The 25,273-nt window shown below is 76.3% G+C and carries 22 protein-coding genes; 10 read left to right on the top strand and 12 right to left on the bottom strand.

Annotated elements, in window-relative coordinates:
- Positions 1 to 20: 20 nt before the first annotated feature.
- Genes ABGA99_RS16265 through ABGA99_RS16250 form a run of 4 tightly spaced genes read right to left on the bottom strand, consistent with a single transcriptional unit; the run spans position 21 to position 6,041 of the window.
- Positions 21 to 1,241, bottom strand: coding sequence for a type III PLP-dependent enzyme (locus tag ABGA99_RS16265; protein ID WP_347581332.1), 1,221 nt, complete (start codon positions 1,239 to 1,241; stop codon positions 21 to 23).
- A complete protein-coding gene (locus ABGA99_RS16260; protein WP_347581333.1) occupies positions 1,238 to 2,983 on the bottom strand; it encodes an IucA/IucC family protein in 1,746 nt (581 codons plus the stop codon). The genes ABGA99_RS16265 and ABGA99_RS16260 overlap by 4 nt, the downstream gene beginning before the upstream one ends.
- On the bottom strand, positions 2,983 to 4,863 hold the full coding sequence (locus ABGA99_RS16255) for an IucA/IucC family protein (protein WP_347581334.1): 1,881 nt from the start codon (positions 4,861 to 4,863) through the stop codon (positions 2,983 to 2,985). The genes ABGA99_RS16260 and ABGA99_RS16255 overlap by 1 nt, the downstream gene beginning before the upstream one ends.
- A complete protein-coding gene (locus ABGA99_RS16250) occupies positions 4,860 to 6,041 on the bottom strand; it encodes an ATP-grasp domain-containing protein (RefSeq protein ID WP_347581335.1) in 1,182 nt (393 codons plus the stop codon). The genes ABGA99_RS16255 and ABGA99_RS16250 overlap by 4 nt, the downstream gene beginning before the upstream one ends.
- Positions 6,042 to 6,339: 298 nt before the next feature.
- On the opposite strand from ABGA99_RS16250, the gene ABGA99_RS16245 reads away from it, so the two are divergent.
- A complete protein-coding gene (locus tag ABGA99_RS16245) occupies positions 6,340 to 7,620 on the top strand; it encodes an MFS transporter (RefSeq protein ID WP_347581336.1) in 1,281 nt (426 codons plus the stop codon).
- 24 nt (positions 7,621 to 7,644) lie between these two features.
- Here the strand turns inward: ABGA99_RS16245 and ABGA99_RS16240 are convergent, their stop codons facing one another.
- The 4 genes from ABGA99_RS16240 to ABGA99_RS16225 form a co-directional block, all read right to left on the bottom strand.
- Positions 7,645 to 8,679 carry a P1 family peptidase gene (locus tag ABGA99_RS16240; protein ID WP_347581337.1) on the bottom strand — a complete coding sequence of 345 codons (1,035 nt, stop codon included), beginning with the start codon at positions 8,677 to 8,679 and terminating at the stop codon, positions 7,645 to 7,647.
- A gap of 11 nt (positions 8,680 to 8,690) precedes the next feature.
- Positions 8,691 to 9,659, bottom strand: a complete 969-nt coding sequence (locus ABGA99_RS16235; RefSeq protein WP_347581338.1) for a WD40 repeat domain-containing protein — start codon at positions 9,657 to 9,659, stop codon at positions 8,691 to 8,693.
- A 171-nt stretch (positions 9,660 to 9,830) separates the two neighbouring features.
- Entirely contained in the window at positions 9,831 to 10,448 is a 618-nt protein-coding gene (locus ABGA99_RS16230) for a hypothetical protein (RefSeq protein WP_347581339.1), read from the bottom strand.
- A gap of 36 nt (positions 10,449 to 10,484) precedes the next feature.
- Entirely contained in the window at positions 10,485 to 10,916 is a 432-nt protein-coding gene (locus tag ABGA99_RS16225) for a hypothetical protein (RefSeq protein WP_347582874.1), read from the bottom strand.
- A gap of 192 nt (positions 10,917 to 11,108) precedes the next feature.
- On the opposite strand from ABGA99_RS16225, the gene ABGA99_RS16220 reads away from it, so the two are divergent.
- From ABGA99_RS16220 to ABGA99_RS16210, 3 genes are all read left to right on the top strand, one after another.
- The gene (locus ABGA99_RS16220; RefSeq protein ID WP_347582873.1) at positions 11,109 to 12,332 is read left to right on the top strand and encodes a histidine kinase; all 1,224 of its coding nucleotides are present in this window, start codon (positions 11,109 to 11,111) and stop codon (positions 12,330 to 12,332) included.
- The gene (locus tag ABGA99_RS16215; RefSeq protein ID WP_101420051.1) at positions 12,329 to 12,931 is read left to right on the top strand and encodes a response regulator transcription factor; all 603 of its coding nucleotides are present in this window, start codon (positions 12,329 to 12,331) and stop codon (positions 12,929 to 12,931) included. The genes ABGA99_RS16220 and ABGA99_RS16215 overlap by 4 nt, the downstream gene beginning before the upstream one ends.
- Before the next feature lie 283 nt (positions 12,932 to 13,214).
- Positions 13,215 to 15,530 (top strand): glycosyl hydrolase family 18 protein, encoded by a 2,316-nt coding sequence (locus ABGA99_RS16210; protein WP_347579902.1) that lies wholly within the window; start codon positions 13,215 to 13,217, stop codon positions 15,528 to 15,530.
- 123 nt (positions 15,531 to 15,653) lie between these two features.
- Here ABGA99_RS16210 and ABGA99_RS16205 read toward each other — a convergent pair whose 3' ends face one another.
- Both ABGA99_RS16205 and ABGA99_RS16200 read right to left on the bottom strand, forming a co-directional pair.
- A complete protein-coding gene (locus ABGA99_RS16205; protein ID WP_347579901.1) occupies positions 15,654 to 16,364 on the bottom strand; it encodes a permease prefix domain 1-containing protein in 711 nt (236 codons plus the stop codon).
- Entirely contained in the window at positions 16,361 to 16,702 is a 342-nt protein-coding gene (locus ABGA99_RS16200) for a helix-turn-helix transcriptional regulator (RefSeq protein WP_347579900.1), read from the bottom strand. Before ABGA99_RS16200 ends, ABGA99_RS16205 begins: the two co-directional genes overlap by 4 nt.
- 73 nt (positions 16,703 to 16,775) lie before the next feature.
- Between ABGA99_RS16200 and ABGA99_RS16195 the strand changes: the two genes are divergently transcribed.
- Positions 16,776 to 17,252 (top strand): hypothetical protein, encoded by a 477-nt coding sequence (locus tag ABGA99_RS16195; RefSeq protein ID WP_347579899.1) that lies wholly within the window; start codon positions 16,776 to 16,778, stop codon positions 17,250 to 17,252.
- Between the two features lie 3 nt (positions 17,253 to 17,255).
- Positions 17,256 to 17,528, top strand: a complete 273-nt coding sequence (locus ABGA99_RS16190) for a hypothetical protein (protein ID WP_347579898.1) — start codon at positions 17,256 to 17,258, stop codon at positions 17,526 to 17,528.
- Here ABGA99_RS16190 and ABGA99_RS16185 read toward each other — a convergent pair.
- Positions 17,521 to 18,594: a DUF4037 domain-containing protein gene (locus ABGA99_RS16185; protein ID WP_347579897.1), complete on the bottom strand. Its 1,074-nt coding sequence runs from the start codon at positions 18,592 to 18,594 to the stop codon at positions 17,521 to 17,523. The genes ABGA99_RS16190 and ABGA99_RS16185 overlap by 8 nt on opposite strands.
- Before the next feature lie 78 nt (positions 18,595 to 18,672).
- Between ABGA99_RS16185 and ABGA99_RS16180 the strand changes: the two genes are divergently transcribed.
- From ABGA99_RS16180 to ABGA99_RS16165, 4 genes are all read left to right on the top strand, one after another.
- On the top strand, positions 18,673 to 18,909 hold the full coding sequence (locus ABGA99_RS16180; protein WP_347579896.1) for a hypothetical protein: 237 nt from the start codon (positions 18,673 to 18,675) through the stop codon (positions 18,907 to 18,909).
- A gap of 164 nt (positions 18,910 to 19,073) precedes the next feature.
- On the top strand, positions 19,074 to 19,475 hold the full coding sequence (locus ABGA99_RS16175; RefSeq protein ID WP_347579895.1) for a GNAT family N-acetyltransferase: 402 nt from the start codon (positions 19,074 to 19,076) through the stop codon (positions 19,473 to 19,475).
- A 110-nt stretch (positions 19,476 to 19,585) separates the two neighbouring features.
- Positions 19,586 to 20,620, top strand: coding sequence for a glutathione S-transferase C-terminal domain-containing protein (locus tag ABGA99_RS16170; RefSeq protein WP_347579894.1), 1,035 nt, complete (start codon positions 19,586 to 19,588; stop codon positions 20,618 to 20,620).
- A gap of 96 nt (positions 20,621 to 20,716) precedes the next feature.
- Positions 20,717 to 23,656 carry a hypothetical protein gene (locus ABGA99_RS16165; RefSeq protein WP_347582872.1) on the top strand — a complete coding sequence of 980 codons (2,940 nt, stop codon included), beginning with the start codon at positions 20,717 to 20,719 and terminating at the stop codon, positions 23,654 to 23,656.
- Positions 23,657 to 23,750: 94 nt separating this feature from the next.
- Here the strand turns inward: ABGA99_RS16165 and ABGA99_RS16160 are convergent, their stop codons facing one another.
- Positions 23,751 to 25,232, bottom strand: coding sequence for an MFS transporter (locus tag ABGA99_RS16160; RefSeq protein ID WP_347582871.1), 1,482 nt, complete (start codon positions 25,230 to 25,232; stop codon positions 23,751 to 23,753).
- Positions 25,233 to 25,273 lie beyond the last annotated feature (41 nt).

Here is a 25,273-nt window from a genome sequence, read left to right as displayed (position 1 = left end):
CCCGGGTTCCCCCCGGGGGTTCACCCGGGTCCGCCGAGGAAGTGGAAGCCGGGGCGCGGGTGCATGAGGAAGTCGTGGTGCGAGATGTTCCAGGCGTACGCGCCCGCCAGCGAGAACACCACCAGGTCCCCGGCGCGCAGCCCCGCCGCCGGCACGTCCCGCGCCAGCACGTCCTTCGGCGTGCAGAGCTGCCCCGCGACCGTGACCCACCTCCCGTGCGCCGCCGGCCGCGGCCACGGGTGCGGCCACGGGCGGGGCGCGGGGTGGACGGTGCAGGGCTGGTCGTGGCCCTTGGCCGCCGGAGTGCGCAGGTGGTGGGTGCCGCCGCGGACCACGGCGAACTCCTCGCCGTGGCTGCGCTTGACGTCCAGCACCTCGGTCCCGTACCAGCCGCAGTACGCACTCAGCGCCCGCCCCGGCTCGATGCGCAGCGTCAGCCCGGGGTGCGCCGCGGCCAGCTCCGCAAGACCCGCGCCGTAGCCGCGCCAGTCGAACCGCCCCTCGGGGGCGGCGTAGTCGACGGCCATGCCGCCGCCGACGTTGACCTCCAGGCCGGACGCGCCGAGCCCGGCCCGTCCGGCGAGCCGCAGCGCCCCGGCCACCACCGAACGCGCCACGCCGAGCAGCCGCGGCGCGTCCAGCCCGCTGGCCAGGTGCGCGTGCACGCCGCGCAGCCGCAGCCCGGGGTACGCGCCCCCGGCGAGCAGCCGCGCGGCCTCCTCGGAGTCGGCGGGGTCCAGGCCGAAGGGCGAGGGGCGGCCGCCCATGGCCAGTGCGCTGCCCGCCAACGAGCCGCCGGCGACGGGCAGGTTGACGCGCAGCAGGACGTCCGTGCCCGCCTCCGCCGCTTCGCCCGCGGTCTGCTCGCCGAGCATGCGCAGCTCGTGCAGGCTCTCGACGTGCACGCGGTGCACCCCCGCCGCGCGGGCGGCGGCCAGCTCCGCGGGGGTCTTGCCGGGCGCGCCGAAGGCGAGGCGGCGGCCGGGCGCGGCGGCGGCCACGTGGGCGAGTTCGCCGCCGGAGGAGACCTCGTAGCCGTCGACGTACGGCGCGAGGGCGGCCAGGACCGCCGGTTCGGGGTTGGCCTTGGCGGCGTAGTACAGCTCGACGGGCGCCGGGAGGGCGGCGCGCACCGCCGCCGCATGGGTGCGCAGGGCCGCCAGGTCGTAGACGTACGCGGGCAGCTCCCCGGGCGCGAGGGAGCCGAGGCGGGCCAGCACGGCGGGGGGCGGGGCGGTCAACGGTGGCTCCGGCGCGGCGAGTCGGGTTCCGGGGCGGCGAGCGGGTTCGGCAGGTGGACGTAGCCCGCCTCGCGGTCCGCGCGGCGGCCCCAGCGCGTCAGCAGATTGGCCTTCGCGGGCAGCGGCGCCCCGCCGAGCAGGGCGCGCAGCCGGGGCGGGTCGCCGAGGTCGCGGGCGCAGCCCAGCAGCACACCGCGGACCCGCGCCCACAAAGCCGCCTCGGCCCGCGGGTGCAGGTCGGCGAGCGCGGCGAGCATGTCGGCGACGTGGTTGACGAGCAGGCAGTACACCACCCGGTGCCAGCCGCGGGTCGCGTCGTACGTCATCGGCCCCGCCACCTGCGCGGGCAGCGCGGCGAGGGCGTCGGCGTGCCGGTCGGGCAGCAGCTTGGCGCCCTCCAGGTCGCGGAAGACCACCTGCGCCGGCATGCCCTCGGCGTCGACGCACAGCAGCACGTTCTGCAGGTGCGGCTCCAGCACCACGCCGTGCTCGAAGTAGGCGGCGAGGACGGGCGGGACGAGCAGGTCCAGATACGCCGACCACCAGTCGAGGGCGGTCTGCGGGCGGGCGGCGGGCGGCAGCCGGGAGAGGTGCGCGGGGCCGGTCGGGTACTCGTCGGCGACGGCCCCGGCGAGCAGCGGGGTGACACCGGGGCGCACCACGCCGCTCAGCCCGTCGCGGACGATCACCCCGAGGCCTTCGAGCAGCGCGGGATCCGGCACGCCGCCCGGTCCCGGCAACGCCAGGCTGCGGTACGCCGGTTCGCGCAGCAGCGCGGCGGCGGGGTGGCGGGCGGCGAGGGCGTCGAGCACGGGGCGCAGCAGCCGGGTCAGGGCGACCGCGCCGGACAGCTCGTAACGGGAGTTCTTGCGCACGCAGTTGGTGATGCGCACGTTGAGGCTGAACTTCAGGAAGCCGTCCCCGGTGTGCAGCGTGCGCACGGAGGCGGTCGGGGTGCACGGCGGGCCGCCGGTGCCGAGGTCGAGCACGTCGGCACGGTCCAGGGCGGCGCGCAGCGCCGGGTGGCCGGCGAGGAGTTCGTACTGCCAGGGGTGGACGGGCAGCAGGCGGTAGCCGTCGGGGACCGGGCGGAGCCGGTCGAGCGGGTCGGTGGCACCGGGCCGCGCGCTCTCCTCGGCGGCCAGGTGGGCGCGTACCGCGAGGTGGCGCAGCGGAAAGGCGGCGCCGGCCTCGGGGGCGTACGCGGACCAGGCGGCCGGGCCGCCGCCGCGGGCCTTGGGCGTGGGGTGGAAGCGGTGGCCGAGGGGGAGCGACTGCTCGGAGTGGAGATACGCGGCGAGCGGCCCGGAGCCGGCCGCGGGCGCCGGCCGGCTCCGTACGGCGTCCAGCGCATCCGCCGTACCGCGGTGGCTGGCGGCGACCTGCTCCAGGAACTCGTCGTTGCGCACGCCCGTACGTGCCGAAAGCTCGTCCTGCACATGCTCGGCCACCCGCCGCCAGCCGACCTCCGCCCAGTCGCCGTCGCGCCACTCGGCGACCGGCCCGCGGAAGCGGTGCGCGCCCAGCAGCGAGGTGCGGCGCAGCGCCACGCGCAGCAGCACGTCCCGGCGGGACAGCCGCAGCAGCAGCCGGCCGCCGTCGAGGGTCGCCTGCCGCTCGGGTCCGCAGACCTCGCGCAGCAGGCAGTTGAGCAGGGTGTGCGCGACCGCCTCGTCGGCGGTGGGCAGGCCGGCGGGGGAGGTGGTCGCGGGCACGGTGGCGGGTGAGGCGGTAAGGGGCATCAACGGTTCCAGCCGATGGACGGGTACGGGACGGTGCCGGGCCGCGGCTCGGGGGCGGCCGCGGCGCGGAGATAGTTCGGTCCTGTGGTGTAGTGCTTGTTGATGTCGGCCGCCCCGGAGCGCTCCTTGGACAGGAGCGTGCCGGCGGTGACCATCGCCTTCACCGGCAGGTGCGCGGCGTCGAGCACGTGCGCCCGCAGCACGGCGCCCGGCCGGCCGGGGCCGGTGCCGAGCCGGTCGACGGCCTCGGTGAGGCGGTCGCGTACGAGGGCGAGCAGCGTCGCGAGCGGGGCGCGGCCGTGCCGGGCGAGGCCGAACGCGTAGGCCCCGGCGCACAGATGGACGGTGATGGTGGCGAACACGTCGGCCACCGGCCCGTCGCCGTCGCACAGCGTGCGGGCGTCGGCGAAGTCGCCGGGGCCCGGCGCGTCGCGCCCGAGCGCGGCGCGCAGCCGGGCGTGGTGGATGCGCGGGCCGTCGTCGTCCTTGAGCAGCAGCCGTACGCGCGGGCGGCCGTCGGCGGTGCGGTCGGGCGGGTCGAGGACGAGCGAGACGTTCTGCTGGTGCGACTCCAGCGCGACGCCGTAGCCGAAGAGCGTGGTCTGGAAGTCGAAGAGGAGGGTGAGGAGATCGTCGAGCAGGGCGAGGGGGTCGCCGCCGTGGCAGCGGTCGGCGAGGTGGTCGACGACGAGCCGGCCGCCGGGGGCGGGCGCCAGCAGGGCGGCCAGCGGCACCACGAGGGCGCCGTCGAGCCCGGCGGGCTGGCGGCGGCACAGGGCGGCGAGGAGGTCGTGGCCGGCGTGCGCGTAGGTGGTCTCGTCGGCGTGCAGCACGGTGCCGCGGAAGCGCGGCTCGCGCCGGACGACGGCCTCCAGCAGCCGCTGGACGGTCGCCCCGTCGGCCAGGGTGGCGGGCTTGACGGTGCGCCGGTTGCGCAGGCCCAGGGTGGCGGTGGCCAGCGGCAGCTTGAGGTGCAGCCGCGGGTCGGCGGCCGAGGCGACGGTACGCATCGAGAGCGTCGGCACCACGTCGAGGTACGGAACGGGGGCGAGCGCCGCCCGCCCGGCGAGGCCGGTGGCGCGCAGCGCGCCGTCCAGCGGGCCGCCGAGGGTCAGCGGGTGGACGGGCAGGGCGAGATGGGTGCGGTCGAGCGCGGCCGGCAGGCCGAGGGCGGAGGGGGCGGGCCAGGCGGCGGGCGGCCCGGGCGCGGCGGCCGGGTCGAGGGCGCCGCGCAGGGTCAGGGCGTCGTACGGCAGGGCGAGCCAGCGCAGGGCGAAGCGCGGGTGGAACTCCGGGGCATGGGCGAGCAGTTCGGCCTCGCCGAGGCCGGCGCGGCTGCGTGAGGTGGGGTAGACGGGGTGGTCGAGGCGGGCGGCGAGGGTGTCGTACGCGAGTGTGCCGGCGTGTCCGGTCCAGCGCGCCGGGTCCGGCCCGTACCGCCCGGTGAGCGCCGCGGCCGTCCCGTCCCGGGTGGCGGCGTGCAGCCGCGTCGCCGCCACCGTCTGCCGGCACTCCGCGGCGAAGTCGGCGAAGCCGCCGCGGTCTTCGGGCGCCGCGTGGCCCGCCAGGGCGGTGAGGACGGCGTCGAGCCCGGTGACCTCGGTGGTCTCGTCGCCGCTCGCGCGGAGCAGCAGCGGCAGCCGGGCACCGTACGTGCCCTGGAAACCGTCCGGCGCTACGGGCAGCAGCAGCGCGCCCGGCCCGGCGGGGTCCGCGAGGCGCAGCCAGCGCCCGTCCGCCCGGTCGTGCGTCGTCGTACGGGTGCGCAGCCCCGCGACGTCCTCGCGCAGCAGCGCGCTGAGCACGCGCAGCGTGAGCTCCGCCTCTTCCGCCTCCTCGACGTCCGCTTCGCCCGCGGAGTCCGGCGCGGCCCCGCTCACGGCGTGATCTCCCAGCGCTGCGCGGCCAGGAAGTCCGCCACCGCCCGGTCCACCCGCCGCTGGTCGGTGCCGATGCCGCGGGCCACGCCGAGGAAGTCCCGGTTGGTGCGGTGCAGTTCGTGCCGCTCGCCCACCGCGCGCAGCGGCCGGTACGTCAGCTCCACCCCGTCCACCACCAGGTCCGCCGGACCCGGTGCGGCCGTCAGCGTCCCGGCGGAGCGGGCGCACGGATACGCCAGCCGCGCCCGGCCGTCCGTCCGTGCCTCCAGATCCGCGGGCAGCGGCTCGCCGAGGTGCGTACGGAGGATGTGCGCGAAGAGCGGGATGCCGAGCAGCCGGGCGAGCAGCAGGTCGCACTGGTCGCCGATGGCGCGGTAGTTGACCTCCACGAGCCGGGCCCGGCCCGCGCTGACCACGAACTCGGTGTGGCAGGCGCCGAACCCGACGCCCAGCGCGTCGAGCTGCCCGAGCACCTGAGCCGTCACGGGCCCGGGGTGCGCGGGCACGTAGGACATGCGCTCCTCGATGAAGTACGGCGGCGGCGACAGCTCGGTGTGGAAGCCGCCGAGGAGGTGGCGTACGCGGCCGTCGCCCAGCGTCTCCAGCGTGTACAGCTCGCCGTCCAGGAACTCCTCGACCACCAGTGCCTCGCCCGGCCGCCGCGCCCGGATCTCCGCACACAGCCGCACGAGCTCGGCCGCGTCGGCCGCAAGCACCACGTCCTCGCTGGCGACGCCCTCGCGCGGCTTGACCACGCACGGGTAGGGCACGTCCAGCGCCGCCGGGTCCGCCCCGGCCGGCAGCTCCGCAGCCCGCACCGGGTCCGCGCCGGCGGCGGCGAGCCGGCGGCGCATCTCGGCCTTGTCCTTGGTGGCCAGGGCCGCCCGCCAGCTCTTGGCGGGCAGACCGAAGTAGTCGGCGGCGAGCGCGGCCTGCGTCTGGAGGTGGTCGCTGTTGGTGAAGACCGCGTCCGGGCGGCGGTGGGCGGAGATGCGGCCGATCACGGCGCGGAAGTCGCCTACGTCGCAGCCGAGGGTCTCCGGCTCCGGGGCGCGGCGCCGGTGGGCGTCGGGCTGGTCGGTGAGCACGGTGACGTCGAGGCCGAGGCGGCGTGCGGCGGGGAGGAAGCCGTCCGTGACCGAGTCGGTGGGGTTGCGCGCCAGCAGATATAACCGCACGGAATCCTGACCTGACACCTTCCTGGATGCACCCGCCGGCGGCGGCAGAGGTAAGGCTTACCTTACTCTGTCGATCACCCGCCGGTGCACGGAGCGGGAAAACCGGCCGGTCCCCGCCGCCCCGCCGCGGGGGGTGTGCGAGGCCCCGCCGGAGTCCACGTACCGAAATGGGTTTGAGCCCGCGGCGGGGTCGGAACGACACTGCGGGAGGAGCCGTGCCGCGACACGGTTCCCCTGCTATGCCCGCACGGCCGTCGCCCCGGCGCTGACGAGTCACCGATTCGAAAGAGAGCCCCCGATGGCCACCGCCTCGCGCCGCAGGCGCCTGTCGCTCTCCCTGATGTTCCTCATACCCGGGCTGTCGCTCTCGTCATGGGTGACGCGCACCCCCGACGTCCGCGACGAGCTGGGTGCCTCCACGGCGGAGATGGGCCTGATCCTCTTCGGCCTGTCCGTGGGCTCCACCATCGGCATCGTCAGCTCGGGGGCGCTGGTGGCCCGGATGGGCACCCGGCCGGTGATCGGCGGCGGCACGGTGCTGATCGCGCTCGGGGTCGCCGGGGTCGGGACGGGGGCGCTCGCCTCGTCGGCGGCCCTCGTCACCGCCGGGCTCTTCGTGTTCGGCCTCGGCGGCGGCTCCGGTGAGGTCGCGCTGAACGTGGAGGGGGCGGAGGTCGAACGGCTGCTCGGCCGGTCCGTGATGACGACGCTGCACGGGTTCTTCAGCCTCGGCACCGTGCTCGGCGCGAGCCTCGGGATGCTGGCCACGGCCGTCGCCTTCCCCGTGCAGTGGCACCTGATCATCATGTCCTGCGTCGCGCTCGCCGTCTTCCTCGCCGCCTTCGGCGACGTCCCGGGCGGCGTCGGCAGGCAGACGGCCGCGGATGCGGAGGCGGACGCCGCCGAGGGCAGCGAGGGCGCGGCCGGCGGCCGGCCGCTGTGGAAGGACACCCGGCTGCTGCTGATCGGCGCGGTCGTCCTGGCCATGGCGCTCGCGGAGGGCGCCGCGACCGACTGGTTGCCGCTGCTGATGGTCGACGGCCACGACCTGGACGCCGCGCTGGGCTCCCTGGTGTACGTGGGCTTCGCCACCGCCATGACCGTCGGCCGCTTCTGCGGCGCCTTCTTCATCGACCGCTTCGGGCGCTATCTCGTGATCCGCACCAGCGCGATCTCCGCCGCGCTCGGGCTGGTCGTGGTGATCTTCGTCGACCATCCGGTGGCCGCCGGCGCCGCGGTCCTCTTCTGGGGGCTCGGCGCCTCGCTGGGCTTCCCGGTCGCCATCTCGGCCGCCGGCGACTCCGGCCCGGACCCCACGGCCCGGGTGAGCCTGGTGGCGATGATCGCGTACGGCGCCTTCCTCGTCGGCCCGCCCGGCCTCGGCTTCCTGGGCGACCACTACGGGCTGCGCTCCGCGATGATCGCCGTCCTCACGCTGGTCGCCCTTGCGATCTTCCTCGCCCCCGCGGTCGGCGAACGCCGCCCCGCGGTGCCGGAGGTCAAGAACGACCCCCGGACCGTCCCGCGGCCCGCCCCCGAGCCGGCGGACGAGGCCGCCTGCGCCGACCGCGACCGCTGAACCACCGGCCCCCCGGCGGGCCGGTCAGCGCGGGCCGAGCAGCCCGAGCAGCCGGCCGGCCGGCAGGGCGTGGCGGGTGCGGCCTGCCGGGCCCGTCGTCGTGACGGCGGCGAGCAGCGAGTTGAGCACCGCCTCCTCGACGGCGTCCATGACCCCTTCGAAGACCGGGTCGAGACCCGCGTCTGCCGGCGGCCGCCCGCCGGGCCGTACGCCGAAGGCGATCGCGTAGTCGCCGCTCCCGTGCCCGTACGCCGCCCCCGTCCTGGCCAGCGCGAAGACCGCGCGCCGCGCCACCCGGGTCAACTGCCGGGCGTCCAGCGGCGCGTCGGTGGCCGCGACGACCATGCACGAGCCGGCCTCGGGCGCGGCCCCGGGGCCGGGGACGCCGACGTCGGCGGGGGTGACGGTGCGGCCGAGGACGCGCAGCGTGCCGCCGAAGTTCGCCTGGACGAGGACGCCGACGCACGCGCCGCGCCCGCCGACCTCCACCAGCCGCGACGCCGTGCCCACGCCCGCCTTGAAGCCCAGCGCCGCCACTCCCGTGCCCGCGCCCGTGCACCCCTCCGCGACCGGCCCGCCGGCCGCCCCGTCGAGCGCCGCGCGCACGTGCTCCTCGCGTACGGGCCGGGCGCGGATGTCCGACAGCACGCCGTCGTTGCACTCGCCGACGACCGGGTTGAGGCTCGTCACGTCCGCGCACGCGGGCCGCTCCAGCATCCAGCCGACGAGCGCGTCGGCGGCCCGGAACGCCGACAGCGTCGAGGTGAGCAGCACCGGCGTCTCCAGCGCGCCCAGCTCGGCGAGCTGCGTGCTGCCGATCAGCTTGCCGTACCCGTTCCCGGCGAACACCCCGGCGGGCAGCGGCGCTCCCGGGTGCACGTCCCCGGGCACGATCGCCGTGACGCCGCTGTGCAGCAGCGGGGGCTCGCGCAGCGTCACGTGTCCCACGCGCACGCCCGGCACGTCGGTGATCGCACCGTACGGACCGGCCGGGAGCCGCCCCGCCACCAACCCCAGGTCCCGGGCACGACGTCCGGCCGGCGCGGCGAGTTCGTCCATGAAGCCGCAGGCTACGCCCCCCTCGCCGGCGGCGGCATGTTCCACACCTGCAGCACGCCGGTGTTGCGGGAGGCGGTGACGAAGCGCCGGCCGTCGGGGGAGACGACCACCGCGGACAGGTAGCGCGACTCCGTCCGGAAGGTACGGGCCTGGGCCGGCGGCGTGACCGGGTCCCAGACATGGGCGACGCCGCCGCTGCCGACGCTGACGATCCGCGAGTCGGGGGCGACGGCGATGCCCGCCACCGTCTCCCCGTGCGCGGCGACGTCCACGCCGGACGTCGTGCCGCTGCCGTCGAGTTCGGTGAACTGCAGCCGCCCGTCGACGCCGCCGCTGACCGCGCGGGTGCCGTCCGGGGTGATCGCCAGCCCCTGGACGAAGCACCGGTGGGCCGTCACCGGGCCGCCGACCGGGCTGCCGTCGGCCAGGTCCCAGATCCGCAGGACGCCGTCCTTGCCGTCCTCGTGCCCGGTGCTGACGATCTTCCTGCCGTCCGGGGTGACCGCCACCGCGGCCACCAGCTTGTGCGCCTGGATCGACCGCCCGGCCGGGATGCCGCTCTCCAGGCTGAGTACGTGCACCTTCCCCTCGCCGCCGCCGGTGACGATCCGCCTGCCGTCGGGCGTGAGCGCGGCGTGCACGGACAGTGCGATGCCCCATTCGCCCAGGTACCGGTGCACGTCCAGCGGTCCGGTGACCGGCTCGCCGGTCCACAGGTTCCACACGCCGACCGTGCCGTGCCCGCTGGCCACGACACGCACGCCGTCCGGTGTCACCGCGACCGACTTGACGACGTTCGCGTACGTGTCGATCTCCCCGAGCAGCTTCCAGGGAGCCGGCCGCCAGATCCGCAGCAGCCCGTCGCCGCCTCCGGTGATCACGTGGCGTCCGTCCGGCGTCATCGCCAGCGACTGGATCCCGCCCCGCTGCTGCGCGCGGGCACCCGGCCTCGACCACAGCCGCTCCCGCCACCCCGCCACGCCGTACTCCCCTCCTCGGACTCCGCCGGATCACCGAAGGCCGCGACGGACCACCGCGGTCCGGTCGCCGGCGCCCCAGGCTGACACGCCGGTCCCGGGACCCCTCCCGTGGCCGTACGCGGACATGCGGGACCCGGCGGCGAGTGCGGAGCGCCACCGGGCCCGTGCCGATCAGTGGGCGAAGAGCAGCTCGGCGGCGATCACCACGTCCACGACCCCGCACCACTCGGCGAACGTGGGCGACACGATCCCGTCGAGCCGGCGCATCCGCAGGTGGGCGAAGTCCCACACGCCGTGGAAGAACCAGCCCGCCGCCACCAGATAGCGGCCCAGGTCCGGGTCCACCGCCAGCCCCGCCACCGCGAGCCCGCAGAACAGCACCGCGCCCGCGCTCTGCAGCCCGAAGACCGCCCCGCCGTGCGGCGTGCCGCGGACGGCGCCCCACAGCAGCAGGCCCAGCGCGACCGCCACCAGGACGGTCGACGGGGCCACGAGCCCCGTCGTCCGCAGCGCGACCATCACCGCGACCCCGGCGCCCAGGGCCGGCCAGGTCCAGCGAGGCCGGCCGGTCTGGGTGAGGATCAGGTACAGCAGCGGCAGCAGGGGCAGCGCCTCGCCGAAGGCGTCGACCGCGCCCCCGGGGTCGCCGTCGCCGCCGGAGAACAGGCCGGGCACCGTCAGCGCGAGCGCCAGCGCCGTCGGCCAGCGGCGCAGCAGCGCCCGCGCGGGGCCGGGCCGTTTCGGGGCGGTCCCGTCGGCGGGGGTCTGCGGGTACGTCGTGACGGACATGGGAACTCCTCGGTACGTCAGGGGAATCGGGCGGTGTCAGGCGCCGTACTCGGCGCGGCGGCGCAGCATGACCAGCAGCATCAGCGGCAGCATCGCCAGGTGTTCGAGCACCGTCAGCGAGTCCGGCGCCACCGCGCCCAGCCACAGCAGCGGGAAGAGCACCGCCGCGGGCACGAACATCGCGGCGCACATCTCGGCGGTGCTCCGCAGGCCGTGGCCGCGATGGCGCATCCACAGCGCCATGCCCGCCGACATGCTGAACGCCATCTCCAGGCTCGCCAGTTCGGGGTGGCCCTCCGCGGACAGCTCGAAGCCGGCGAGTGCCAGCCCGAAGCGGATCAGCGCGCCGAACACGAGCATGCCGGCGGCCATCGCCACCACCATCTCCACGTAGTGGCGGGCGAAGTGCCACCAGCCGTGGCCGTGTTGCGACGCGGGCCGGGCCGCGGTCTCACCGGGTGTCTGCACGGCGGTCTCCTTCGGGATACGGGGCCGGGGTATCCCGGCGCCGTTCCAGACTGGCGCCGCGGCGGGCCCGCCAGTAGTGCCGAAGCCGCACGTCGGGGCGTGCCGCCGGCACGTACCCGCATGACATCTGTCATGCGGGTACGTGCCGTACGACACGCGCCGCGGGCGCGCCCCTGCTGCCACAATGTCGGCGTGCGCGACGGGGTGAGCGAACGCGGGACCGGGCTGACCGGCTTCCGCCGGTACACGTGGTGGGCGGTGCCCGGCACCGCCGTGCTGTGCCTCCTGCCGCTGTACGGCGGCTGGGTGCTGGACGGCGATGTGCCGGCGTGGGCCCGCGTCCCGGCCGTCGCGGCGCTCGTCGTCGCGACGGTGGCCAGCGCGGTGCTGCTCAGCGCCCGGCTGGCGCCGCCGGACCCGGACGGCGCGGGCCCCCTAGGTCCGCCGCGCGGCTGGCTCCTCGCCGCGGTCGCCGCCACCGCCGTGCTCGCCGTCCTGCCGCTGCTGCGGCAGAACTACGGGCTGTGGGGCCTCGCCCCCGCGATCATGGTCGCGATCGGCGCCACGTATCTGACCGGCCGCCGCCGGCTGCTGCTCGTCGCCGGGGCCGTCGTGCTCGCGACGCTGCCGGGCGGCGCGGTCAGCCTCGCCGCCGGGGACGGGGAGTTCGCCTACGCCGCGCTCTTCCCCGCGGGGCTGGTCGCCTTCAGTGTCTGGATGCTGCTCGGGCCGCTGTGGGCCTGGGACCTCGCGGCGCGGCTGGACCGGGCGCGGCGGCTGGAGGCCGAGGTCGCGGTCAAGGACGAGCGGCTGCGGTTCGCCGCGGACCTGCACGACATCCAGGGGCACCACCTCCAGGTCATCGCGCTCAAGGGCGAACTGGCCGCCCGGCTCGCCGAACACGACCCGGCGCGCGCCGCCGCCGAGATGCGCGACGTACGGCAGTTGGCCGCCGACGCCCTGCGCGACACCCGCGCCGTGGTGCACGGCTACCGCCGCACCACCCTCGACGACGAGATCGCCAACGCCACCCGGGTGCTCGCCGCGGCCGACATCGACGCCCGGATGACGCTCGACCCCGCGGCGGTCGCCGCCGGCCGCGCCGCGCCGGCGCGGCATCTGCTGGGTCTGGTCGTACGGGAGGCCACCACCAACGTGCTCCGGCACAGCAGCGCCCGCCGCGCCGAGGTCGACTACACCCTGGCCGGCGGGCTGGCACGGCTGCGGTTCAGCAACGACGGCGCCGGCGCGCCCGGTCCGGCCGCCCGCACCCCCCGGGCACCCGGCGGCTCCGGCCTCTCCGGCCTGGCCGAGCGGCTGCGCGCCGCCGGCGGCGAGCTGACCTGGGGCCGCGACGGCGACCGCTTCGAGGTCGTCGCCTCACTGCCGGGCCCGGCGAACGGCGCCCCCCGGTGATCCGGCTGCTCCTCGCCGACGACGAGGACCTCCTCAGAAGCGCGCTGGCCGCGCTGCTCGCGCTGGAGGACGACCTCGACGTGGTCGCCGAGGCGGCCACCGCCACCGACGCGGTGCTGCGCGCCCGCGAGCACCGCCCCGACATCGCCGTGCTCGACCTGGAGATGCCGCCCACCGACGGGCTCACGGCCGCCGAGGAGATCCGCGCCGAACTGCCCACCCAGGTCGTCATCGTCACCCGGCACGCCCGGCCCGCCGTGCTGCGCCGCGCGCTGGCCGCGGGCGTCCGCGGTTTCGTGCCCAAGACGACCCCCGCGGCGCGGCTCGCGGAGATCGTCCGGGACGTGGCCGCCGGCCGCCGCTACGTCGACCCGGACATCGCCGCCGCCGCGCTGACCGAGGACGACTGCCCGCTCAGCGACCGGGAACTGGAGGTGCTGCGCGCGGCCCGTACCGGCGCGTCGGTCGCGGAGATCGCCGCCGAGGTGCACCTCGCGCCCGGGACGGTACGCAACTACCTCTCCGCCGCGATGGCCAAGCTCGGCGCGAACTCGCGGCACGCCGCCGCGCACCGCGCCTGGCAGCAGGGCTGGATCTGAGCGGGGCGGCAACGGCCCGTATCCGAAGGTGAGCCGGGCCGCGCGCGGGTCAAGGGACGGTAAAATTTACCGGGATTGGTCCAGTCCTTTGTGGCGCGCCGGAGCGTGGGGGAGTCGTCCGGCGGCCCGGATTGGTACGGTCCGGCGCTCTCACCCCTGACGTTGACATGTTCGTGACCCGGGGCTGTCTTAGAGGTCCATACCGCACGATTCGCGTCCGACCACCCGTGCACGCGAACGACCCGCCGCGCGGGTGGACGTCGTCTTCCCCACAAGGAGAGCCGTGTCCGCGCAGAGAGCCGCACCCTTACGCCTCAGATCGTTTCCCGTGTCCCGGCGCCTGCTCGCCGTCCTCGCCGTGCTGGCGCTGGCGCTCACCGGGCTCACCACCCTCGCCCCGCCCGCGAGCGCCCAGGCCGGGCTCACCGCGACGTTCAGCAGCTCCGGCAGCGGCTCGTCGTGGACGGGCAAGTTCGTGGTGGCCAACGCCGGGAGCGCCGCCGTGGAGAACTGGTCGCTGGAGTTCGACCTGCCGGCCGGCGTGTCGGTCAGCAGCCACACCCACGGCACCGCGAAGGTCGACGGCCGCCACGTCACCGTCACGCCCGCGTACTACAACGCCCGCGTTCCGGCGGGCCGCAACACCGAGCCGTACAGCTACACCTTCACCGGCAGCGGCCCGATGACCGCGCCCACCGGCTGCCTGATCAACGGCGACAAGTGCGACGGCAGCCCGGCCGTGCCCCCGCAGGCACCGGGTGGCGTCGGCGTCGCCGACACCACCGCCCGTACCGTGACGCTGACGTGGAACGCGGCGACCCAGGGCGACTTCCCGGTGACCTCCTACGAGGTCCTGCGCGGCGGGGCCGTCGTGGCGGCCGGCGCCACCACCCGGGCCACCGTCCGCGACCTGACTCCCGCCACCTCCTACGAGTTCACCGTCCGGGCCAAGGACTCGCGCGGCAACGAGGGCCCGCCCAGCGCCCCCGTGACCGCGACGACGGTGGACCCGGCGACCGACACGGTGCCGCCCACGGCGCCGCCCAACCTGCGGTCCACGGCGGTGACGTCCAGCACCGTGGCGCTCCGGTGGGACGCGGCGACCGACGACAAGCGCGTCGCCGCCTACGACGTCCACCGCGGCTCCGCGCTGGTCGCCAGCGTGCCCGCGGACACCCTGACCACCACGCTGACCGGGCTGACGCCTGCGACGCAGTACGCCTTCACGGTCAGGGCCCGCGACGCCGCCGACAACCCCTCGCCCGCAGGCAACACCCTGACCGTCACCACCGACGAGGCCGTCGGCCAGGGCGGCTACGCCAAGGTCGGCTACTTCGTGCAGTGGGGCATCTACGGCCGCCAGTACTTCGTGAAGGACCTCGACACCTCCGGCGCCGCCGCCAAGATGGACGTCATCAACTACGCCTTCGCCAACATCGACCCGAAGAACCTCACCTGCCTCAACGGCGTCACCAAGGGCACCACGCCGAACCCGCAGGACCCCGACCAGGGCGACGGCGCCGGCGACGCCGAGGCCGACTACGGCCGGGCCTTCCCCGCCGGCCAGTCGGTCGACGGCGTCGCCGACGACGGCTGGGGCAAGCTGCGCGGCAACTTCAACCAGCTCAAGAAGCTCAAGGCCAAGCACCCGCACCTGAAGATCCTCATCTCGCTGGGCGGCTGGACCTACTCCAAGTACTTCTCCGACGTCGCCAAGACGCCCGCCTCCCGGGAGAAGTTCGTCAAGTCCTGCATCGACATGTACATCAAGGGCGACCTGCCCGCGTACAACGGCGCCGGCGGCCCCGGCGTGGCCGCCGGCATCTTCGACGGCATCGACCTGGACTGGGAGTGGCCGGGGTCGCCCGACGGCCACCCGGGCAACCACTGGTCCACCGACGACAAGGCCAACAACACCGCGCTGATCGCCGAGTTCCGGCGCCAGCTCGACGCGCTGGGCGGCGACCACAAGCTGCTGACCGCCTTCACCCCCGCCGACCCCGAGAAGATCGACGCCGGCTGGGACCTGAAGGAGATCTTCAGGTACATGGACTTCGCCAACGTCCAGGGCTACGACTTCCACGGCTCCGGCAGCGACAACTCGTGGGAGCCCAACCGCACCGGCCACCAGGCCAACCTGTACCCGGACGCGCAGTCGCCGTACCCGAACGACTTCAGCATCGACGGCGCCGTGCAGCACTACCTGAACGCGGGCGTCAAGCCGCGCAAGCTGACCATCGGCTTCCCGTTCTACGGACGCGGCTGGCAGCAGGTGGCCGCCGGCGGCGCGAACGGCGAGTGGCAGAGCGCGGGCGGGGCCGCTCCCGGCCAGTTCCAGGAGGAGGCCGGCACCCGCGGCTACGACAACCTGGTCGCCATGGTGCCCGGCATGACCGTGCACCACGACACCCAGTCCGTGGCCACGTACGGGTACACCGGGGCGAACGGCCAGTGGTGGTCCTTCGACGACACCTGGGCGATCGACCAGAAGACGGCCTACATCAGGCAGAAGGGGCTGCTCGGCGGGATGGTCTGGGAGATGTCCGGAGACCTGTCGAACGGAACCTTGTTCAACGCACTGGACCGCGGACTCCCGTAGATCGGGGAGGGGCCGTACGGTACGCCACCGACCGTACGGACCGGGCCCGGCCGCAGCCCTGCGGCCGGGCCCTACGATCCCGCCCGCTGCGGGTCGCCGGGCGCCCGCGGCCGCGCAGGCGCGTCAGCGGGCGAGCAGTGCGCAGTGCCGGCAGGCGCGGGCGGAGGCCGCGAGCCGGGTGTGGGCGACGAGGGTGACCGCGCCTGCCAGCGCGCCCGCCGGCCAGTCCCGCGCCAGCACGGCGCCGACGGTCAGGGTGAGCGCGCTGACCGCGAGCGCCACGGCCGCCGTGGTGCCGGTCCAGGCCACCACGAGCGGCAGTTGCCGCGGGGTGGCCGCCCGGCGGGAGACGGCGCCGGTCGCGGCCAGTGACCCGGCGGCGAGCAGCGCGGCCAGCGCGGCGAGCCCGCCGAGGTGCGCCGCGAGCACGTATACGGCCGCGTGCAGTCGACCGCCGGCGTCCTCCGCGGTGGCGCCGACCAGATACCAGCAGGCCATCAGGAACGGCACGATGAGCGCGACGATCCGGGCCGTCTGCCGGGCCTGTGCGATCGTCAGCTCGCGCTGGAACGCGGGGCCGACCTCCGCCACGGTGCCGAAGTCGCGCACCGCGCGGGCCGCCGCCGCGGCGGGGGAGGGCGCGCCCGCTTCGGCGTGTGCGTCGGTGGCGTCGGCGAGCCCGTCGCGTACCTCCGCCAGCATCCGGGACTTGACGCGGGCGGGGCCGTGCAGCGCGGCGTCCAGGGCGGCGAGGTGGTCCTCCACGGCGCCGCGTCCCGGGGTGCCGGAAGCGGCGCCGGCGGTGCCCGCGCCGCGGGCTTCCGCGGCCGTCACGTCGCCGGCCTCGGCGGCAGGACCGGGTCCAGGACCGAGCCGATGGCGCTGGTGAACTCCCGCCAGGCGGTGCGCTCGTCGGCCAGCGCGCGGCGGCCCGCGTCGGTCAGCTCGTAGCAGCGGCGCCGCCGCTCGCCCACCGACTCCCACGTGCTGCGCAGCAGGCCCGTGCGCTCCAGCCGGTTCAGCGCCGGATAGACCGTGCCCGTACGCAGCTCCAGCGCGCCCGCGCTGCGCTGCTGCACGGCGGTGATGATCGCGTAGCCGTGCAGCGGGCCGCCTTCGAGCGCGGCGAGCAGCAGTCCGTCCAAGTGTCCGCGTACCGGATCGCCTCTCATGAGCACCCACCCTACCTCCTGCTGTTGGTGTGCTATGTATTGGTAGCCAACATATAGACCCTGGGAGGGTGCGGTGACGAAGTTCCTGCTGTCCGTACACGTGCTCGCGGCGATCCTGGCCATCGGGCCGATCGCCGTGGCGGCGTCGGTGTTCCCCCGGATCGCCCGCGAGTCGGCCGCCGCCGACCCCGCGCACCGCGACGGGACACCCGCGTTCCTGCACCGCATCTGCCGCGTGTACGCCGTCGTGGGTCTGGCCGTCCCCGCCTTCGGCGTGGCCACCGGCGCGCAGCTCGGGGTGCTGACCGACGCCTGGCTGCTCGCCTCGATCGCGCTGACGACCGGCGCCGCGGCCCTGCTCGCGCTCGCGATCCTGCCGGGACAGCAGCGCCTGCTCACCCGGGTCGGCGGTGCCGCCCCCGCTGTGGACGGCGACGCGCTGCGCCCCGCCGCGAGCCGGCTGGCCATGCTCACCGGGGTCTTCAACCTGCTGTGGGCGGTCGTCGTCGTGCTGATGATCGTCCGACCCGGCTCCACCACGGGGGCCTGAGCGGTGCGCGCGCTGCGGATCGCCGCCGCCGTCGAACTGGCCACGCTCGCGGCCCTGCTGGTCAACCTGGTCACGGTGCACACCGACGCCGTCACCACCCTCGGCGGCCCCGTGCACGGCACCGCCTACCTCGCGGTCATCGCCCTGACCTGGGCGACGACCCCGGCGCACACCGCCCCCGGCGCCCGGCCCCGGGCGGTAGTCCCGGGCGTCGGCGGTCTGCTGGTGCTGCGCCGGCTGCGCGGCGGGCGCCCGCCGGCCCCGCCGGTCAGCTGACGGACCCGCCGAGCCGGGCGAGATAGCTCCGGCGGCGGTCGGGGAAGCCGTGCGCCGTCAGCTCGGTGCTGTCGGTGTACTGGTCCACGGACCCCACCGGCGGCAGCGCCGCCAGCTCCGGTTCACCGACCGTGGCCAGCAGCGCGGCGCAGAAGCGCTCGGCGGCCAGGACGAGGAACGGCCGCTCGTGGAACGGGCGTACCTCCGGCGCCAGCGGCTCCGTGAGCCCCAGCTCGTTGTGCATCCGCGCCACCCGCTCGTACGCGGGCGACAACTGCCGCTCGCGCTCCCGCCAGCCGCGCGCTGCCAGCACCCCGGAGAGCAGCGGCCCCAGCTCCGCCGCCTCCGGGAGCGCGGCGAAGGCGGAGCCGAGCCACTTGCCGTACGGCGGGTAGACCCGGCGCATCAGCAGACACAGCCGCATCACCTCGCGCACCTGCCGGGCGGCCGTCACCGCGGACCCCAGATCGTCCCCGACCTCCCCGCAGCGCCCGACGAACGGCTCCTCCTGGTGCAGCCGCCGCCACTGGCACGCCAGCACATAGCGCCACACCTGGTCCGGATACCAGCCGAGGTGCTCCCGGTACGCGGTGAGCACCCCCGCGCCGTCGTGGAACACCGCGCCGCCCGTCAGCTCCCGCAGCACCTGCCACGGCGCCGCCAGCCAGCCGCCCACCGACAGAGCGCCGTCCGGCACCTCGCCGAGCTGGTCCGCGAAGTGCGCGTCGGCATCGAGCACGTCGACCCAGTGCCGCGGCGCCGTACCGCCGGGGAAGGCGAAGCGCACGGGGTGGCCGCCGAACCGCTCCGGCAGCTCCCGGTCGAGCAGCGCGGTGAGCCCCGCGGCGTGGGCCCGGTGGTCCGCCGGTGCGAGGAACACCTGCAGCCGCGGGCCCCAGGCGTGGTCCGTCGAGCGCGGGGTGTCGAAGCCCTGCACCTCCGAGCCCCAGCCCAGCAGCGCGGCGGCGTACGGGGTCCGGGCGAGCACCGGGCCCAGGAGGGGCGCGACGACCTCGGCGTTGAAGTCCCGGGCCAGGGCGAGACCGGGGCGGAAGGCGGTGTTCATCGCCGTTACCCTGGCAGACCGCCCCGGCCCCGGGCCACCGTGTTTCTCCGGCCGCACCGGCGGCCCTGGAGTGCCCGGATGATCCCCTCGGAGTCCGCCGCCGCGGCCGGCGTCCTGGCCGAGACCGTACGGGGGCTGCAGGAGCGGGCCGCGCGGGCGCTGCCCGCGGAACTGGTCGAGCACGCGGACGGCTGGTGGCTGCGGCACGACACGGGCAGCTCGTGGTGGGTGGCCTCGGTGCTGCCGCACGGTCCCGACGCGCCCGCCGGGCCGGCGGAGCCGGCCCACCGGGTGGCACGCGCAGAGGAGTTCTAGCCCGGCACGGGGGCACGGCGCGGTTCCAGATCACCCCGGCCGCCTGCCCTGCGGGGCTCGGCCACCTGCTCGCCGCTCGCGGCTACCGCCGCGCGCACCCGGTGTCCCTCCAGGCCGTCGCGGTCGCCGGCATGGCGGGCCGGCGGGACGGGGGCCGTCTTCGGGTGGATGTCGAAGACCGTCCGGGCGACGCGTGGTTCGGCGTCTGGCACGCCGTCCACGGCCGGGGCGCGGGACCCGCCGCGTGGGGGCTGCTCGACCGGGTCGCGAGACCGTCCGCGTACGCCCGTGCCCTGGACGGCGACGAGACGGTGGCCGTGGGCCGCGCGGTCGCCGACACCGGCTGGGCCGGCGTCTTCGCCATGGCAACCCTGCCCGCGGCCCGGGGCAGGGGCGCCGGCGCCCGGGTGCTCGGCGCGCTGGCGGGCTGGGCCGGGGCGCACGGGGCCGCGCATCTGTATCTCCAGGCGGAGCGCGACAACCCGGCGGCCCTGCGGCTCTACGCCCGCGCCGGGTTCCGTGAGCTGTGCACTTACCATTACCGCACCGCCGGAGCAAAGCCCTGATCCGGCCGTGTGGCGACTCGCCCGGCGGGCACCGCATCACCTGACAGCGGACCGGGCCGCACTGGACAATAGGGCCGGTGGTGTCAGGCAGGTCGACGAAGGAGCCGGCGATGAGCAGCAGCGAGAGCGGTGGGGCAGGACAGGGGAACACGGAGTACGGCAGGAAGCGCTTCAAGCGCTCGCGCAGCCACTTCGCCGACCGGATCACCGCGGCCGGCGAGGACGGCTGGCCCGTCGAGGCCGGGCGCTACCGGCTCGTCATCAACCGCGCCTGCCCCTGGGCCAACCGCACGCTGATCTCCCGTCGGCTGCTCGGCCTGGAGCCCGCCCTCTCCATCGGCGTCACCGACCCGATCCAGGACGACCGGAGCTGGCGCTTCACCCTCGACCCCGACGGCCGCGACCCGGTGCTGGGCATCCGCTTCCTCAGCGAGGCGTACGACGCGCGCGAGACCGGCTACCCGGGCGGGGTGAGCGTCCCCGCGATCGTCGACGTGCCCAGCGGCAAGCTCGTCACCAACGACTTCCAGCAGATCACCCTGGACTTTGCCACCGAGTGGACCGCCCTGCACCGCGAGGGCGCCCCCGACCTCTACCCCGAGGCGCTGCGCGACGAGATCGACGAGGTGATGGACGCCGTCTACCGCAACGTCAACAACGGTGTCTACCGGGCCGGCTTCGCCACCACCCAGAACGAGTACGAGGTCGCGTACCACGACGTGTTCCGGCAACTGGACGAGCTGTCCGCGCGGCTGTCCGTCCGCCGCTACCTGGTCGGCGACACCCTCACCGAAGCCGACATCCGGCTGTTCACCACCCTGGTCCGCTTCGACCCCGTCTACCAGGGCCACTTCAAGTGCAACCGCAACAAGATCATGGAGGACCCGGTGCTGTGGGCGTACGCCCGCGACCTCTACCAGACGCCGGGCTTCGGCGACACGGTCGACTTCGACCACATCAAGCGCCACTACTACGAGGTCCACACGGGCATCAACCCGACGGGCGTCGTCCCCGCCGGGCCCGACCTCTCCGGCTGGCTGACCCCGCACCACCGCGCCCAGTTGGGCGGGCACCCCTTCGGCGACGGCACCCCGCCGGGCCCGCCGCCCGAGGCGGAGGAGGTTCCCGCCGCCGGCCGCCCCTGACCCCCGCGGCGGCCCGGCCCGTCCCCGGCGTCACGCCATCTGCCCGCCCGGGAAATGGCGTTGGCGGTGCGGAGCCGCCTCCGCCATCCTGGGCGGATGAGATTCCGGCTGGCAGACGGCGTGGTGACCACGGGACAGGCGGCGTGGGCCGCCCGCTCCGGCGTGCCCGTTCGGCTGGCCGAGCAGGCCGACGTCCCCGCGGGCACGCCCGTCGCCCTCGGCCCGCCGGAGGCCGGGGAGGAGCCGGCCGGGGCCGCCGTCGCCGCGCTGGAGCGGCTGGTCGCGGCGGGCGGCGCGGTCGCCGCCGGCGCGGGCGTCGACCTCGGCGGCGGCTTCCGCTCCGCCCGGCTCGCGGGCGCCCGCGGCGACAAGCGCGACGCGGTCCTCGCCGCGCTGCGCGCGCTCGGCCCCGCGGACGCGGGGCGGCTCGGCGACCGGGCCGCGACGACGGTGGCGCTCTTCGGCCCCGCCGCGACCAAGCGCGTCGGCGCCGCCGCCGCGCGGGCCGTGGCGGAGGAGCGCTGGGGTGCCGTACGGCTCGCGGCCGCCGCCAGCGATGTGCTGGGCCCCGAGCAGGTCGAGCACATCCTCGCCCTCGACGCGCCCGCCGGCGTCGACCCCGTCGACGGCGGCGCCCCTTCCGTACTCGCGGAGCATCTGGGCCGCGTGCTCGCCCCGCTGCCGCGGCCCCGCCGCCCGGCCGTGCTGAGCGACCTGTGGGACCGGGTGCGCGACGGCCACGCCCGGCAGGCGCGCCGCGAGCGGCTGCTCGCCACCCAGGGCCGCCAGGGCCGGGTGGCGGAACTGCGCATCCGGCGGGCGAAGTTCGAGGAGGAGCTGGTGTTCCGGTGGGTACCCCACGACGGGCGGCCCGGCGGGACACCGCTGCTCGCGGCGGCGTGGTGGACGCCGAGCGACGCCTACTGGCACGCCCTGCTGCACCGGATCGTGCAGGACGCCCAGGCCGCCACCGTGCTGCTGCGCACCGCCGTCGCGGTCACCGACCACGGACCGGCCCTCGGACTCGCGCACATGGAGGCGCAGCTGGCCGCCGCCGTCGCGGCCACCGGCGACACCGCCGCGGCACACGCCGCCCGCCGCGTCCCGGGCCTGACCGGCCTGCCCGCCCGGCCCGCGAGCCACGTCCGCGAGTTGCACCGGCAGGTCCTCAAGAGCGGCCCGGCCGGGGTTCCGTACGAGACGCAGGTGCGCCCGCGCCTGGCGCGGGCCCGCGACTACGCGCTGGTCGCCGTGGAGGAGGCCGGCCGGCTGCTCCGCGGGGAGCTGCCGGTGCCCGAGGACGTGCTGCACGACTGGGCGGCGGGCGATCTGCGGGGCTGGCGGCGCCGGACCGGCTACAGTCCCGTGCGCCCGCCCGAGGAGTGGGCCGAGAACCCGCCGTGGCTGCTCGACCGCTTCGGCACCCGCGACACCCTCGCCGCCCGGCTGCGCGACCGGCGCGCGCAGGGCGAGCCGGCGGCCCCCCGCGACGTCGAGGTGCTGGGCGATCTGCTGTGGTACGCGGAACTCGCCGACGCGCTCGCGCAGGTGCACGGCCACGAGGCCGCGTCCGTCACCCCGCACGGCGATCCGCTCGGCCTGGACCACGACCCGCCGGCGGCCACGGCGCCGCTGGTGCCGCGGCTGGACTCGGTGGGCCTCGCGGTCTCCGGCGCCGCGCAACTCGTCGCCCTCGGCGGGACCGTGGGCAAGGGCGTGAAGACCTGGGCGGGGCTGGTCGACAGCCTGCGTGCGGACGTCGACGTGGCCGAGGCGCTGAGCGGCGAGTTCCCCGTACCGCCGCCGCTGGCCGCGGTCGACGCCACCCTCGTGCCCGGCACCCGCGCCCGCTTCCGGCTGGCCCGCAGCGCCCGCACCCTCGCGGAGTGGGCGGATTACATGGGCAACTGCATCGCCACCCCCCACTACGTCGACGCGGCGTTGAAGGGCCGCAGCACGCTGGCCGCGCTCCACGACGACAAGGGCCGCATCCTCGTCAACGCCGAACTGCGCCCCGCCCGTCCCGCCGAGCGCGGCTGGCTCGTCGGCGAACTCGCCGGCCGCTTCAACGACACCGCCGACCAGGCGCTGGAGGAGCGCTTCCGGCGCTGGGTCGCCACCCTGCCCGGCACCCAGCCGCCGGAGCCGGCGGCGGCGCCCGGCGAGGAGGTGCCCGCCGCGCCCGTGCGCCGCGGGCGGGCGGCGCCGCGGCTCACGGCGGATGCCGGGCCGGAGCTGGCCGGGCTCGCGGAGGCGGCGTGGGCGGAGCAGGTCACGGACCGGACGGCCGCGGTCTACGCCGCGCTCGCCGCCACGGTGCCGGCCGCCCCGGCCGCCCTGGCCGGTCCCGTACGCGGCACCCGTACCGGCACCGCGGCGGCCACCGCCGCCGGACCCGGGGCCGCCCTGACCCGGCTGCGCCGCCTGGGCCCCGCGTCGCTGGCCCACGCGTGCCGCCGCGCCCTGGACGACGGGACGGTGGGCCCGGCGGACCTGTGGGCCGCCACCGCCGTCCGCCCGCTGGCCGCCGCGGTGACGGCGCTGGACCCGGCGCTGCGGGACCGCTTCGAGCAGCTCGAACTCCTCGACGGTGCCGGGCCGTTGCCCAAGGCGTTGCGCGGCCTGGTCCGGCGCCCCGCGGTGGCGCCCGCGTACGCGATCGGGCTCATGGGCCTGCGCGTCCGGGCGGCCCTGGGACACCTGCTGTACGAGGACGACGCCGCGCTCGCCCGCGTGGTCTCCCGGCGCCCGCCGGCCCCGCTGTTGTGCGCGGCGGCCGTCGCCGTCACCTGCCGCGCCCCGGAGATCCGCCTGGCCGCCGTCGCGGAGCCGCGCGCCGTCACCGTGCCGGGGTACCCGGCGACCAGCCTCGACGACCCGGAGGGCCCCTGGCAGCGCGCCTTCCCCGCGGCCCGCGAACTGGGCGCGGACACCGCGGCGTTCTGGGACGGCGTCGCGGCCGACGGCCTGCGGGCCCCCGCCTCCTGGCTCGCCGCCGCCGGCTGGCCCGCCCTCTGGTCCCGCGCCCACCGCTGACCCCGCCCGCCGGGGCCGCCGGCTCCGCGCGCCGGCACGCTCGCGCCCCCGGCACCCGGCAGCCGTGCCCAAGGGGGTCGCGGACGCCGGCCCCTCACGACACCTGCCCCGCCCCGCGCGCCGCCTCGCCTTCCGGCTCCTCCCGGATCTCCGGTGCGCCCCCGGCGACCACGCGGGCCTTCCCGCGTGGCAGGGCCAGCGCGGCCAGGACCGCCGGCAGCAGGGCGACCGCCAGCACGAACGTCGCGTCCCGCATCCCGTCGGCCGTCGCCGCCCGCAGCGCCTGCCCGACCCGCCCCTCGACGCCCCGGTTCGCGACGGCGACGAGCACGGCGATACCGGTGGCCGTGCCGATCTGCAGCGCGGTGGACGCCACCCCGGAGGCGAGGCCCTGCTCCTCCTCGGCCACACCGGTACCCGCGGCGATCCACATGCACTCGTAGGTGACGCCCATGCCCAGGCCGACCACCACGATCCCGGCCAGCACGGTGAGGAACGATCCGTCCGCCCGGAAACCGGGCGCCAGCAGTGCCGCGCCCGCGGCGTTGAGCAGGATGCCGCCCGTCAGCGAGGCGCGGTTGCCGAAGCGGTGGACCAGCTTCTCGCTCAGGAAGTTCCCCGCGGTGATGGCCAGGGTGGGGCCGAGGAAGGCGAGCCCGGTCTCCAGCGCGCTGAAGCCCAGCACGCTCTGGAAGTGGATGGTCAGGAAGTACGGCACGGCCTGCGTGGTGAAGCCGAAGAGCAGGATCACGACGGTCGCCGCGCTCAGCGCGCGGTTGCGGAACACCCGCAGCGGCATCAGCGGGTTGCACCCGCGCGCCTGGGTGCGCAGGAACGCGCCCAGCAGCAGCGGCGCGAGCACCGCCGCCGCGACCACCTCGCCCGTCGTCCAGCCCGCCTCGGAGCCGTGCGCGACCGCGAAGATCAGCAGAGTCACCCCCGCGGTGCCGGTCAGCGCGCCCGGCACGTCGATGCCGCCCCGGCGGGCGGGGCCGTCGGCCGGCAGCAGGGCGAACGCCGCCGCCGCGCCCAGTGCGGCCATCGGGACGTTGACGAAGAAGACGGCCTCCCAGCCGAACGCCTGGGTCAGCACCCCGCCGGCCAGCGAACCGGCCGTGAGGCCGCCGGCGCCCGCCATCGCCCAGACCGTCAGCGCCCGGGTACGCTCCCTGCCCTCCGCGAAGGCGGTGTTGACCAGTGCCAGCACCGCGGGAAACAGCACCGCGCCGCCCAGCCCCTGCAGCCCGCGGGCGGCCAGCAGCACCCCCGGCGCGGTGGCCAGGCCGCCGAGCACGGACGCCGTGCCGTACAGCGCCATACCCGTGACGAACATCCGGCGCCGCCCGAGGAGGTCGGAGAGCCGGCCGCCGAGCAGCAGGAAGCCGCCGTAGAGGACCGCGTAGACGCTGACCACCCACTGCTGGGTGTGCGCGGTGAAGCCGACGTCGGCCGCGATGTGCGGCAGCGCCACGAAGACGATGGTCAGGTCCAGGCTGATGACGAGGTGCCCGAGCGCCAGCAGGGCCAGGCTCACGCCGGGCCGCCGGAGGCGGGCGGGGGAGGGTGCGTACGGCATCGGTGTGCTCCGTGGTGGTGCGGTTTGTGCGCAGCCGGCAG

It is taken from the genome of Streptomyces sp. B5E4 (assembly GCF_039871555.1).
Classification (GTDB): domain Bacteria; phylum Actinomycetota; class Actinomycetes; order Streptomycetales; family Streptomycetaceae; genus Streptomyces.
Note: the sequence above shows the minus strand (reverse complement) of the source record. Positions and strands in the feature narration are given on the sequence as shown.

Excerpts from the sequence above, each read along its gene's own strand:
- ABGA99_RS16160 (WP_347582871.1), bottom strand. The coding sequence starts at position 25,232 with ATGCCGTACGCACCCTCCCCCGCCCGCCTCCGGCGGCCCGGCGTGAGC.
- ABGA99_RS16180 (WP_347579896.1), top strand. The coding sequence starts at position 18,673 with ATGATCCCCTCGGAGTCCGCCGCCGCGGCCGGCGTCCTGGCCGAGACC.
- ABGA99_RS16165 (WP_347582872.1), top strand. The coding sequence starts at position 20,717 with ATGAGATTCCGGCTGGCAGACGGCGTGGTGACCACGGGACAGGCGGCG.
- ABGA99_RS16260 (WP_347581333.1), bottom strand. The coding sequence starts at position 2,983 with ATGCCCCTTACCGCCTCACCCGCCACCGTGCCCGCGACCACCTCCCCC.
- ABGA99_RS16240 (WP_347581337.1), bottom strand. The coding sequence starts at position 8,679 with ATGGACGAACTCGCCGCGCCGGCCGGACGTCGTGCCCGGGACCTGGGG.
- ABGA99_RS16185 (WP_347579897.1), bottom strand. The coding sequence starts at position 18,594 with ATGAACACCGCCTTCCGCCCCGGTCTCGCCCTGGCCCGGGACTTCAAC.
- ABGA99_RS16245 (WP_347581336.1), top strand. The coding sequence starts at position 6,340 with ATGGCCACCGCCTCGCGCCGCAGGCGCCTGTCGCTCTCCCTGATGTTC.
- ABGA99_RS16230 (WP_347581339.1), bottom strand. The coding sequence starts at position 10,448 with ATGTCCGTCACGACGTACCCGCAGACCCCCGCCGACGGGACCGCCCCG.
- ABGA99_RS16170 (WP_347579894.1), top strand. The coding sequence starts at position 19,586 with ATGAGCAGCAGCGAGAGCGGTGGGGCAGGACAGGGGAACACGGAGTAC.
- ABGA99_RS16200 (WP_347579900.1), bottom strand. The coding sequence starts at position 16,702 with ATGAGAGGCGATCCGGTACGCGGACACTTGGACGGACTGCTGCTCGCC.